At 53.8% G+C, this 12,201-nt stretch carries 10 protein-coding genes; 4 read left to right on the forward strand and 6 right to left on the reverse strand.

The window, feature by feature from the left end; translation table 11 throughout:
• On the reverse strand, positions 1-876 hold the full coding sequence (locus ACTU44_RS10195; RefSeq protein ID WP_114099858.1) for an AEC family transporter: 876 nt from the start codon (positions 874-876) through the stop codon (positions 1-3).
• 193 nt (positions 877-1,069) lie between these two features.
• On the opposite strand from ACTU44_RS10195, the gene ACTU44_RS10200 reads away from it, so the two are divergent.
• Complete coding sequence (locus tag ACTU44_RS10200; RefSeq protein ID WP_462097360.1) at positions 1,070-1,711, forward strand: D-glycero-alpha-D-manno-heptose-1,7-bisphosphate 7-phosphatase; 642 nt, start codon at positions 1,070-1,072, stop codon at positions 1,709-1,711.
• 20 nt (positions 1,712-1,731) lie between these two features.
• Here ACTU44_RS10200 and ACTU44_RS10205 read toward each other — a convergent pair whose 3' ends face one another.
• Entirely contained in the window at positions 1,732-3,804 is a 2,073-nt protein-coding gene (locus tag ACTU44_RS10205; RefSeq protein ID WP_462097361.1) for an O-linked N-acetylglucosamine transferase, SPINDLY family protein, read from the reverse strand.
• A gap of 503 nt (positions 3,805-4,307) precedes the next feature.
• Between ACTU44_RS10205 and ilvD the strand changes: the two genes are divergently transcribed.
• Positions 4,308-6,161, forward strand: a complete 1,854-nt coding sequence (gene ilvD / locus ACTU44_RS10210) for a dihydroxy-acid dehydratase (RefSeq protein ID WP_462097362.1) — start codon at positions 4,308-4,310, stop codon at positions 6,159-6,161.
• A 74-nt stretch (positions 6,162-6,235) separates the two neighbouring features.
• On the opposite strand, the gene ald is transcribed toward ilvD, so the two are convergent.
• On the reverse strand, positions 6,236-7,351 hold the full coding sequence (ald, locus tag ACTU44_RS10215) for an alanine dehydrogenase (protein WP_462097363.1): 1,116 nt from the start codon (positions 7,349-7,351) through the stop codon (positions 6,236-6,238).
• 204 nt (positions 7,352-7,555) lie between these two features.
• On the opposite strand from ald, the gene ACTU44_RS10220 reads away from it, so the two are divergent.
• Both ACTU44_RS10220 and ACTU44_RS10225 read left to right on the forward strand, forming a co-directional pair.
• Positions 7,556-8,014 carry an Lrp/AsnC family transcriptional regulator gene (locus ACTU44_RS10220; protein WP_114099863.1) on the forward strand — a complete coding sequence of 153 codons (459 nt, stop codon included), beginning with the start codon at positions 7,556-7,558 and terminating at the stop codon, positions 8,012-8,014.
• Positions 8,015-8,373: 359 nt separating this feature from the next.
• Positions 8,374-9,087, forward strand: coding sequence for a TetR/AcrR family transcriptional regulator (locus tag ACTU44_RS10225; protein ID WP_114099864.1), 714 nt, complete (start codon positions 8,374-8,376; stop codon positions 9,085-9,087).
• 98 nt (positions 9,088-9,185) lie between these two features.
• On the opposite strand, the gene ACTU44_RS10230 is transcribed toward ACTU44_RS10225, so the two are convergent.
• From ACTU44_RS10230 to ACTU44_RS10240, 3 genes are read right to left on the reverse strand one after another with little or no spacing between them, the layout of a single operon-like run.
• Positions 9,186-10,019, reverse strand: coding sequence for an ABC transporter permease subunit (locus ACTU44_RS10230; protein ID WP_462097364.1), 834 nt, complete (start codon positions 10,017-10,019; stop codon positions 9,186-9,188).
• Positions 10,016-10,945, reverse strand: coding sequence for an ABC transporter permease subunit (locus ACTU44_RS10235; RefSeq protein WP_336080576.1), 930 nt, complete (start codon positions 10,943-10,945; stop codon positions 10,016-10,018). The genes ACTU44_RS10230 and ACTU44_RS10235 overlap by 4 nt, the downstream gene beginning before the upstream one ends.
• Positions 10,942-12,108 carry an ABC transporter ATP-binding protein gene (locus ACTU44_RS10240; RefSeq protein WP_114099867.1) on the reverse strand — a complete coding sequence of 389 codons (1,167 nt, stop codon included), beginning with the start codon at positions 12,106-12,108 and terminating at the stop codon, positions 10,942-10,944. Before ACTU44_RS10240 ends, ACTU44_RS10235 begins: the two co-directional genes overlap by 4 nt.
• Positions 12,109-12,201: the final 93 nt, after the last annotated feature.

Below are 12,201 nucleotides of genomic sequence, written 5' to 3' on the forward strand. Positions count from 1 at the left end.
CTAAAGCACATACCAAAGAAGGGCAGGCAGGGCGATGGCGGCAAGGAAGCTTGAGCTGATGACAACGCCTGCGACTTCTTCTGGTTCGCGGTTATAAAGCTGCGCAAACAGATAGCAGAACACCGCAACCGGCATCGAACATTGCAAGATCACAACGCCGCGTTCGATGCCCTCCAGCCCCATGACTTCCGAAAGACCCAGACCAACCCCGAACCCCATGCCAAGGCGCAACAGGCTAAGCGCTGTGCTGCGCGCAAGGCTGACCGGACGTAGCTTGGCCAGTGACACACCAAGCGTGAACAGCATCAGTGGAATGGTCAGCTGCCCGATCAGGTTGGTGGTGTTGTAAAGCCATGCCGGAACGTCGGTGTCGGTCGCAAGGAAAACCGTCGCAATCAGGGTTGCCGGAATGATCGGCATCTTGGCCAGTGATCGGATCGAGAAACTGCCCGAGACAAAAGCAACCCCGATGGTCAGTTGCAAAACAACATAGGTGGCAAAAAACGCCACCGACAAAGCCAGACCTTCCTTGCCATAAGCCAGCATGCAAAGCGGCAAGCCGACATTGCCGACATTCGGCCAGGTCAGCGATTGCAAATAGGTCCGCGGAGACAGATTGAAAACCTTAAGGATCGGCCAGCCGATCAGTGCAAACAGAATGTTCGCCGCAAGGGCAGCCGTTCCCATTAAAATCAGGGCATCCCCCCCAAGTTCGACCGTGGCAAGGGCGGCAAAGGTCAAACAGGGTGTCGCGAAATAGGTGACAATGGATGTTACAAGGTTGGTATCAAAATGCTTGCCGGCACGGGCCCAGAAATAGCCAAGTCCTGCGGTAATAAAGACCGGTGCCAGAATGGCTAGAATATCGGCAAACATTGAATACGCTTTCTCTGATCAGGTTCTTTTAACCAGAACCTGTCACGGCGGGCCATATTTCTGCAAGCGAATAATGGTAATACCACTTTGTTTTTCGCGCTGCGGAATGTGGGGTGCCTTTTGCCCGCGAACTTGCCATATTGGCAAAGCTTGCGGCATTGTTGCCCGAAACTGATTGCGTAAAAGGTTGCTGATGCAAAGCCCGTCCCATGATTCCGTCAAACGTCATCTGATTGATCCTGCACCCCGATTTCGGGATCGGCGGCATTTGCTTCCTGCGGTCTTTCTGGATCGTGACGGCGTGATCAATGAAGAAGTCCATTATCTGTCACGTGTCGAGGATTTGCGTCTGATTGACGGTGTTGCAAGCGCCATCCGTCGTTTGAACGAGGCCGGGATTCCGGTGATTGTTGTCACCAACCAGTCAGCGGTTGCCCGTGGCTATATCTCGGAAGATCAGCTTCTGGATATTCATAAGGCACTTGTCGCCATGCTGGCCGAACAAAAGGCCTCGTTGCAGGGCATTTTCTATTCCCCCTATCATGAAAAGGGCGAGGGGGATTATCGGCGCGAAACAACCTGCCGCAAACCGCAACCAGGCATGTTGCTGGCTGCGGCGGACGAGTTCGCCATTTCATTACCGGACAGTGTGCTGGTTGGTGATCGTATCAATGATGTTCGCGCAGGACATGGCGCGGGCGCGCGCGCGATCATGGTGCGAACCGGGCATGGAGCCAAGGAAACGCAACTGCCCGAAGCAGCCGAAGCAGACGTGATTGCCGATGATCTCGCCACTGCGACAGATATCATTCTGGATTCAATGATCGCCCGATAAGGCGCTGAGTTGTCAGGGGCCTACCCCCGTTGAAGGCACCAGTTCTGCCACATCTCGCGGCAGGCCTCTTCGAATTCTCGGGCAATGGCCGGTGGGTGAAACGCCTTGCTGTTGCGGATGCGTTCACGCATGTTTTCGCGGATGCTGGCAAGGGCGGTAAGGTCGGAACTCAGCATGATGCATTTATCGACATACCCTTTTTCGGTTTGTGCGCATAATGCCTCAAGCCCGATATCACTCAGTAATCCCAGCCCCAGTCGAGACCCTGGAAGGTCATTGGCAAGCGATACAAACGGCACACCAGACCACAGCATCTCGAAATAGTTTTCAAGCGACATGGCGGGAAACGGCGCTAGACCGATATCAATCTGGGCAAACAGCGCCGGGCGATCTTCTTTGGCAACAGCACCGGCAAGATCCAGTCGGTCACGATTGATCCCGGCCTGACGGATGCGGTCCAGGAACGTCTTGGCGGCATATGAATCCTCAAGAACGTCGTCCTGAATGACGATGCGGCTGTTTTTGACTTTATTGAGGATGCGGGCAAAACAAATCAGCGTTTCGTCACTGATATTGGCAACCCGGTCAATGCAGCCAAACCGGATAATTTCGTCACCGAATGCCGCCGGAAGCGGGCTGACAGGTAAAGCATCATCTCGTTCAGCCGGAAGATACGGCCCCATCTCCAGTCTCTGGGGGCGTTCGGAAAACTGTTTGTTATCGGCAAGGCTGCCACTGAACACTTCCTTGTGCCCGATCAGATAGTCAATCTGCGCAATCCCGGTTGTTGCCGCTGAAAGGCTGGCCTGAACCGGTGCGGCGTAAAGGGCAAAGACCTCAATCGGCTGGGTCGGGTGCGCGCCGCAAATATCAATCAGGATATCGATCTTGTCCTTGCGAATGCGATCGGCAATCTGCATCGGGTCCTGACCAAATACCTCGCGCCAGCCATCAGCCATGACTTGCCAGGACCGTGTGACATCATCAGGTCGCGGTGTTGCCGAATACAGGAACAGCTCGATCTCATGCCGGTTCAGGTGGCGCGCCAGCGTCCCCAAAAGAGCATGCGACGGATGCTCGCAGAAAAATGGTGACAGCCACCCGATGCGCAAACGCTTGTCTGCCTGCCTGCTATTGGCAAATACCGGTTTTGCTGCAATTGGCATATGATGCTTTGCCCAGTTCTTTGCGGCCTTGGCATGGTCCGAGGTGTTTGCGGATGCCAGTTTGACCTTGGTGCGCAGCAAAAGGGCGTCGGCAGTCGCATGGTCAGGATGTTTTTTAAGGATCGCTTCAAGGGTTTCGATGGTTGCTGCGATATCACCGCATTTCAACGTGATATCTGCCAGAACCAGATCAATATCGGCTGTATCCTTGGTGAGCTGCCGGGCGGTTTTCAAAAGCGCAATTGCCTTGGCATATTGCCCCTGATGGGCAAGTGCCTGTCCAAGTCCGCGCAATCCGGGAACGAATTTCGGATTGATGCTGAGCGCGCGCTGAAACAGGCCTTGCGCCAGCTCAGGATACCCAAGCCGCAAATAAGCGCCGCCAACACGACAGATATATTCCGGTGAAATCCCCGCCGTCCGGGCCGCATGTTCAAGCGAAGTCAAAGCCGCTTCTTCCTGACCCAGTGCGTGCAGCGCATCACCAAACAGCAACAAGCCTTCGTAATGATCCGGTTTTAACCCCAGCAAACGCCCCAAAAGATCAACCGCCTGTCCCAGATGCCCGCGCGGCATTTCAAGACGCGCCAGATGATAAAGGGCTGTGGGGAAGTCGCCATGATAGCTGATGGCCTGTTTGAACTGATCAATTGCCTTTTCAATCTGGCCTGAACTCTCAAGCGCGATCGCATAGTTACATCTGGCGGCCGGATTGGCCCCGAAACTTGAAAGGCAGCTTTCAAAAAGATCAATCGCCTCGCCATGGCGTCCAAGTCCGGTCAGAAGTGTTGCCAGAAGATGCTCGGCCTCTGCATTATTGGGCGCGATATCAAGAACCTGGCGGTAAATCTTCTCGGCTTCTTCGGGGCGGTTGCCCTCATGCGCACTAAGTCCGCGTCGCAACAATGTCTTGAGTTGGTCGGACATGGGGGTGCGTTTCTCCGCCGGATCATCATTTCTGAATTCTGCAATTGGTCTCAAGACATTAAAGGGTTTGGGGGAACCTTTAAAGTGGTCAGTTGTGACAGGCGGGCAGACGGTTGCCAAATCGGAAAAAAAAGAACCCCGAACCGTTACGGGTCCGGGGCGAGAATGGGAGTGGGAGAATCGCCTGGCGGCGATAATCACTTGTTAAGATATGGATTGTTTGGATGAAGATCGCCTATCCAAGGGGATAGTGGCTTTGGTATTTGGGGTAGGTATTTCAGGATAATGGAATAAATGGTGTGAAGTGGTTCACTTATTTCCGCAATGGTCTGTTATCTTGTCTGATTATCATGTGCAAAGTGGATGGTCGCGTAGCAATCATACCCAATGATCGGTCCGTGCGAAATTTTCAGGCAAAAAACTGTCAAAAAGCGCGAATACTGTGCTAGAACGCGACTATATTAAAGAAACAGACCCCGCGAAGATTTAGAGAGGTTCCTTCCATGCCGGAATATCGGTCCCGTACAACAACCCATGGCCGCAATATGGCTGGTGCGCGCGGCCTTTGGCGCGCCACTGGTATGACTGACGAAGATTTCGACAAGCCGATCATCGCCGTCGTCAACAGTTTCACCCAGTTTGTGCCCGGTCACGTCCATCTCAAGGATCTGGGCCAGATGGTCGCCCGCGAGATCGAGGCTGCTGGCGGTGTGGCCAAGGAATTCAACACCATTGCCGTTGATGACGGTATCGCGATGGGCCATGACGGCATGCTCTATAGTTTGCCTTCGCGCGAAATCATTGCCGATTCTGTCGAATATATGGTCAATGCCCATTGCGCCGATGCGATGGTCTGCATTTCCAACTGTGACAAGATTACCCCGGGTATGCTGATGGCTGCGATGCGCCTTAATATCCCGGCTGTGTTCGTTTCGGGTGGCCCGATGGAAGCAGGCAAGGTCATTCTGAACGGCGAAGAGCATCACCTTGATCTGATTGATGCGATGATCCAGGCTGCCGATCCGAATGTTTCCGATGAACAGGCCAAGGTGGTCGAGCGTTCTGCATGCCCGACTTGCGGGTCTTGCTCGGGCATGTTTACCGCGAACTCGATGAACTGTCTGGCCGAGGCGCTTGGTCTTGCGCTTCCGGGTAATGGATCTGTGCTGGCAACGCATGCTGCGCGCAAGGAACTGTTCCTTGAAGCAGCACGGACTTCGGTCAAGCTCGCACGTCGCTATTACGAAGAAGAAGACGTAACTGCGACCCCGCGTGGTATTGCCACGTTCGAGGCCTTTGAAAACGCCATGGCGCTTGATATCGCAATGGGTGGCTCGACCAATACGGTTCTGCATCTTCTGGCGATTGCCAAGGAAGCCGAGGTCGATTTTACCATGGCCGATATGGATCGCCTGTCACGCAAGATCCCGTATCTTTCCAAGGTTGCGCCAAACCACCCGAAATTCCACATGGAAGACGTCCATCGTGCCGGTGGCATCATGCGTATTCTGGGTGAACTTGATCGTGCCGGTCTGTTGCACACCGATGTTTCGACCGTGCATACCAAAACCATGGCCGATGCCCTTGAAAAATGGGACATCAAACGCACCACCAACGAAGCTGTCCACAAATTCTATCGTGCGATGCCAGGCGGTGTTCCGAGCCAGACGGCCTTTTCTCAGGAACGCTACTGGGACGATCTCGATCTTGACGAAAAAGAGGGCTGCGTTCGTGATGTGGCGCACGCCTACAGTCAGGATGGCGGCCTTGCGGTTCTGTTTGGCAACCTTGCGGTCAATGGCTGCATTGTTAAAACCGGTGGTGTGGATGAAAGCATCCTGAAATTCGCCGGTCCGGCCGTGATCTGTGAAAGCCAGGACGAGGCTGTTGCCAAGGTTCTTGGTGGTGAAGTCAAGGAAGGTGACGTTGTCATCGTCCGTTACGAAGGACCGAAAGGCGGACCGGGCATGCAGGAAATGCTCTATCCGACCAGCTATCTGAAATCGATGGGGCTGGGCAAGGCCTGTGCTCTGATCACGGATGGTCGTTTCTCGGGGGGGTCTTCGGGCCTGTCGATCGGTCACGTATCTCCGGAAGCCGCTGCTGGTGGGGATATCGGCCTGATCGAGCCGGGCGATATGATCGAAATCGATATTCCGAACCGTTCGATCAAAATCGCTGTGGACGACGCTGTTCTCGCCGAACGCCGCAAGGCGATGGAGGCCAAGGGTCCCGAGGCATGGCGTCCGGCCAAGCCGCGCAAGCGTAAAGTCTCGACCGCCCTTCGCGCCTATGCCGCCATGGCAACCAGTGCCGATCAGGGGGCAGTTCGTGATGTCAGTCAGGTCGAGTTCTGATCGGTCCTGCACCAACAACAGTTATGAAAAAGGGCACCTTTGGGTGCCCTTTTTTTGTTTTGGAATGCCCGCATTCAGGACAGGGCCTGTTCCAGTGGTAAATTGTCATATCCAAGCGCATCTGCCACCGCCTGGTAGGTGACCCTGCCACTATGAATATTAAGGCCCGCAGCCAGATGCGGATCATCCTTGCAGGCCTGTTTCCACCCCTTGTTGGCCAGTGCAAGGGCAAAGGGCAGGGTGGCGTTGTTCAGTGCAAAGGTTGATGTGCGTGCAACGGCACCGGGCATATTGGCAACGCAGTAATGCACGACATCATCAATGATGTAGGTCGGATCAGCATGGGTAGTGGCTTTGGATGTTTCAAAGCAGCCACCCTGATCAATGGCGACATCGACAATCACCGATCCGGGTTTCATCTTTGAAAGCTGTTCCTTGCGGATCAGTTTGGGGGCCGCAGCACCGGGGATCAGAACCGCGCCAACAACCATGTCGGCATCAAATACCAGGGCTTCGGTGTCGTCAATCGTTGCATATTGGGTTTTGATGCGGGGGCCGAAAACGTCATCAATATAGGTCAGGCGTTTGACATTCTTATCGAGAATGGTGACATCAGCCCCCATGCCCGCAGCGATCCTTGCGGCATTGGTGCCGACAACACCGCCACCGATCACGACAACCTTTGCTGGTGCCACACCAGGAACACCGCCAAGCAAGACCCCGCGTCCGCCATTTGCTTTCTGAAGGGCGGTTGCACCGACCTGCGGGGCCATGCGTCCTGCCACCTCGGACATCGGTGCCAGAAGTGGCAAGCCGCCATTCCGGTCCGTCACGGTTTCATAGGCAATTGCTGTTGCGCCAGATTTGATCAGGCCTGCGGTCTGGTCCGGGTCCGGGGCAAGATGGAGATAGGTAAACAGCAACTGACCTTCGCGTAGCTGTTCATATTCAACCTTCTGCGGCTCCTTGACCTTGATAACCATTTCAGCGGTGGCAAAAATTTCGGCTGCGGTTCCGACAATTTCCGCACCCGCAGCCACATAATCTTCATCACTGCAACCGATCCCGGCACCTGCCATGGTTTCGATTTTTACCTTGTGACCATGAATGGTCAGCTCCCGGACTGAACTTGGCGTCAGTCCGACACGGTACTCGTTGTTTTTGATTTCCTTTGGAACACCAATCAGCATTTCGTTTTCTCCCGACGAATTCAGGTGGTAATCGGGTTATCTCCCGGCTTTGACCGGGGACTCCCGGGCATTTCGCGCCCATTTTTGATTGTTTGTGCATGATACCCTAAAAATGGGGCAATTAATCTTCAATTCCAGACCTGTTTGGTGATATCATTGCTAGATAATTTAAAAGAATGACCTAAATCTCGGAGGATTATTCTAATGCAGATGGACGAACGTGACCGCATGATCCTGCGTTTGTTGCAGAAAGATGGTCGCATCAGCAACGCGGACCTTGCTGAAAAGGTCAACCTGTCGGCTTCGGCCTGTTTGCGGCGTGTGCGCCTGCTCGAAGAGGCGGGCTTTATTGATCATTACACGATGCTGCTCAATCCGGCCCGGATTGGCAAACCGGGCAATGCGTTCGTCAATATCGCAATTACCCGTCAGACCCGCGAAGCACTTGAGACCTTTGAACGAGAAGTTCAGAAGGTGCCCGAGGTTGTCGAATGCTATCTTCTGGCCGGACAAAGCGATTATCTGGTGCATGTTGTCTATAGTGACACCGCCGATTACGAGCGCATCCACAGCGAAGTTCTGACCCAGCTTCCCGGTGTCGAGCGCGTTCAAACCGTGATCACCCTGCGCGAAGTCAAACGCACCACCGAATTGCCGGTCTAGAACCTCTGAAATACTGAACGTGTGCATCTCTGATGCGAATACAAGGCCCGTTATCTGACGGGCCTTGATGGTACCTTGCCTTGATCTTTTAAAAGTCGTGCGGCGGGATAAAACCGGTTTCGGTATCTGCGACTCGTCAGGGAAATGTACAGATTCGCAAGATTTGTTCGGAAATTTGGTGCTGGTTGATTTTATGTGACCGTTATTCATCTACCGGAGAGGATGTGTCACAGATAAAATCCCTGTTTTTTCAAGGTGTCATAAGTTTTGTCTATTTATTCTCGTTCCACGGTTTGACTTTTAGGTGAATTACAATGCAATAATATTGCGGGGAAAAACGCTGGGGGAAGCTAATAAATATGGAACAAGAAAATCTTGTTCGTGCGCGAAGCCACGAACAGAAACTGAAGCGTCGTGCTGATATCCTTGAGGCTGCACGTGCGCTGTATCTTGAAGGCGATGGAACCTTGCCATCGGCAGCCGAGGTTGCTCGAAAGGCCAATCTGGCCAAGGGAACCCTTTATCTCTATTTCTCAAGCAAGGAAGCCCTGTTTCTTGAAGTGCTGCGCCATTTCCAGAAGGGCTGGTTTGAGAACAATCTTGATATCATTGATCAGGAAGCATTGCGTCGCCCCGAAGAACGGGACTCTACCCGCGTGGCGCGCGAATTCGTGCAATATCTGGTGAAGAACGAGAAGTTTCTCTGTCTGGCATCCTTGGCACAAGGCGTTCTGGAATCAGGCTCGGACGATGAAATGGTCGTCGGTCAGCGCCGTTTTCTAGCCTCTATGGTCAAACGTACGGCTGATGCCCTGGCCGAGCTTTATGCGATCACGCCAGACGAGGCCAGCAAGCTGATGCGGTCTTCCTATGCGCTGGTGCTTGGGTTGTGGCAGATGTCACAGCTTCCGGAACGGGTGAAGCGCCTGATGGAACAGAACGCCCTGAACAGCCTTATCATCGATTTTGGAGAAGCTGCCGAAGAGGCCGTGGTGTCTTATTGGCAGGTTGCTGCACCGGGCATGAAATGTCGCGAGATGATGCGACGTGCCGCAGCAGGTGAATGTTCCTGAGCAACAGGTTTTCAGATCATCTGATTACATGAAAACAGCGCCGAAAGATTTCTTTCGGCGCTGTTTTTGTGTGAGCATTTTGGTTCAGGAAATCGGGTCTATATGTCGCTCGCATTTGCTGAGCGGTTGCGCATTCGTTCAGATCGCAGGATCATGATGCTTGCGATCACAATCAAGATCGACACGGCAAGAATGATCAGTGTGGCTAATGCGTTGATCTCTGGCGATACCCCAAGACGCACGGACGAGAAGACCTTCATCGGAAGGGTGGTTGACCCCGGTCCGGCGACAAAGCTTGCAATCACCAGATCATCAAGCGACAGCGTAAAGGACAGAAGCCAGCCCGCCAGAAGGGCCGGAAGGATCATCGGAAGCGTGATGACGAAAAAGATCTTGCCGGGCTTTGCACCCAGATCCATCGCGGCTTCCTCGACCGAGATATCCATCCCCGACAGGCGCGACTGCACAACAACCGCGACATAGGCCGCACAGAAGGTCGAATGCGCGATCGTGATTGTTGAAATCCCGCGTCCTGCCGGCCAGCCGACAATTTGTTCAAGGGTTACAAACAACAGCAAAAGCGACAGACCGGTAATGACTTCGGGCATCACAAGCGGGGCTGCGATCATGCCTGAAAACAGGGTGCGTCCCTTGAACCGGCCGAAGCGCGACATGACAAGCCCGGCTGGCGTGCCAAGTGCCAGTGCAAGGGTTGCCGACATCACACCGATCCGAAGGCTGTTCCAGGCTGCATCAATCATACCGTCATTGTTAAACAGCGACACGTACCATTTGGTCGAAAAGCCCGACCATACGGTCACCAGCTTGCCTTCGTTAAACGAATAGATGATGACAAGCAGGATCGGCACATAAAGAAAGGCAAAGCCAAAGGCCAGTGCCGAAATCAGGAAGGTTGAACGTTTACCACTCATTGCTGGCCTTCCTCCTGCTTGGTCTGGATATGCTGGAACCACATGATCGGAACAACCAGGAAGACCAGCATCGCAATCGCCACCGCCGATGCAATCGGCCAGTCACGGTTGGCAAAGAATTCGTTCCAAAGCGTTCGACCGATCATAAGGGTGTTCGGACCGCCCAGAAGTTCCGGAATAACGAATTCGCCCACAGCCGGAATAAAGACCAGAAGCGATCCCGCCAGAATCCCCGGAAGTGACAGCGGCAGGGTGACTTTGACAAAGGCCTGCCAGGGCTTGCAGCCAAGATCAAGGGCTGCCTCGATCAGGCTGACATCCATTTTCTCAAGTGTCGAGTAAAGCGGCAGGATCATGAAGGGCAGGTAGGTGTAGACAATCCCGACATAGACCGCGAACTCGGTCTGGCGCATGATCAGTGGTTCTGAAATGATGCCGGTCCACAGCAGGAATGCATTGATCAGGCCTTCGCGATCCAGAATCCCGATCCACGCATAGACACGGATCAGAAAGCTGGTCCAGAATGGCAGGATCACAAGCATCAGAAGCACACTGCGCATCGATCCGCGCGCACGGGCAATCCCGTAGGCCATCGGATAGCCGATCAGCAGGGTGATGACGGTGGAGATCGCGGCAATCCGGATCGAATTCAGATAGGCCGTCGCATAAAGGCTGTCTGATAACAGGAACAGGTAGTTCCCGAAATTAAGCGTTATCGTTACACCTTCATCAATCCAGGCGAACAGCGCGCTATAAGGCGGCTGCGCATATTCGGCCATGGAAAAACTGATCTTCAGAACGATCAGAAACGGCACAAGGAAGAACAGGAAAAGCCAGAAATACGGAATACCTATGACCAGTACCCGGCCATGCTTGATCATCCAGCGATCAAAACGTTGTTTCAGGGTTAGCTTGTCACTGCTCATTGGTTCAGAACCGAAGCAGCCCCGGCCTCCCACGATACCCAGACGCTGTCTTCCCACGTGTAACGCGGTTCGATCTGGCGGGTGGAATTCGGTTCGGTCACCTTGATGCGTTTGCCGCTTGCAAGGCGCACGTGATAGGTCGAAATGCCGCCAAGATAGCCGATCTCTTCAACCTTGCCCGACACACAGTTATATTTGGTGTCTTCCGGTGCCTCTTTGGTCAGACGCAGGCGTTCGGGGCGAATGGCGGCCCAGAATGTCATGCCCTCGTGGCCCTGAACCGCGTGATCAATGTAGATTTCGCAACCGGCTTCGTCGGATTTGATGACGGCGTATTTCTCGTCATCATCAACCAGAACGCCTTCGATCAGGTTGACCTGACCAAGGAAGTTCGCCGTGTAGCGGCTGTTGGGATATTCATAAAGTTCGAACGGCGTTCCGATCTGGTTGATCACGCCTTCATTCATCACGGCGATACGTGATGCCATCGTCATGGCTTCTTCCTGGTCATGGGTCACCATGACAAAGGTCGTGCCGACTTTTTCCTGAATATTGACCAGTTCGAACTGGGTCTGTTCGCGAAGCTTCTTGTCAAGTGCGCCAAGCGGTTCATCAAGCAACAGAACCTTGGGGCGCTTGATCAGTGAGCGGGCAAGGGCAACGCGCTGGCGCTGTCCGCCCGAAAGCTGATGGGGTTTGCGTTTGGCAAACTTGCTCATCTGGACAAGGCCAAGCATCTCGGCCACCAGTTCCCTGATCTCGCTGCGCGAAACCCCGTCCTGCACAAGGCCGAATGCCACATTCTGCTCGACGCTCATATGCGGGAACAGGGCATAGGACTGGAACATCATGTTGGTCGGGCGTTCATAGGCCGGAACACCGTCCATATCGACGCCATCAATATAGATTTTTCCCGATGTCGGTTCCTCGAACCCGGCCAGCATGCGCAGAAGCGTTGTTTTCCCGCAGCCCGAACCGCCCAGAAGGGCAAACAGCTCGTGGCGATAAATATCAAGGGAAACATCATCAACGGCGTAGAAGTCACCGAATTTCTTGGTCACATTCTCAAAGCGGATATAGGGAACCGCATCCGGGTTGTTCCAAGGTTGCGTCTTATGCACGTCCTCATGCGCGCGATCCAAAACCGCCTCAGGCACCAGCATTCTCCCCTGTTTCAAATTCATGATGAACCGATAATTCCAGACGACAGTCCCTGATGATCTGCTGCGCAATCTTTGAATGTTGCGTCGGCGCCG

It is taken from the genome of Thalassospira sp. SM2505, assembly GCF_054901115.1.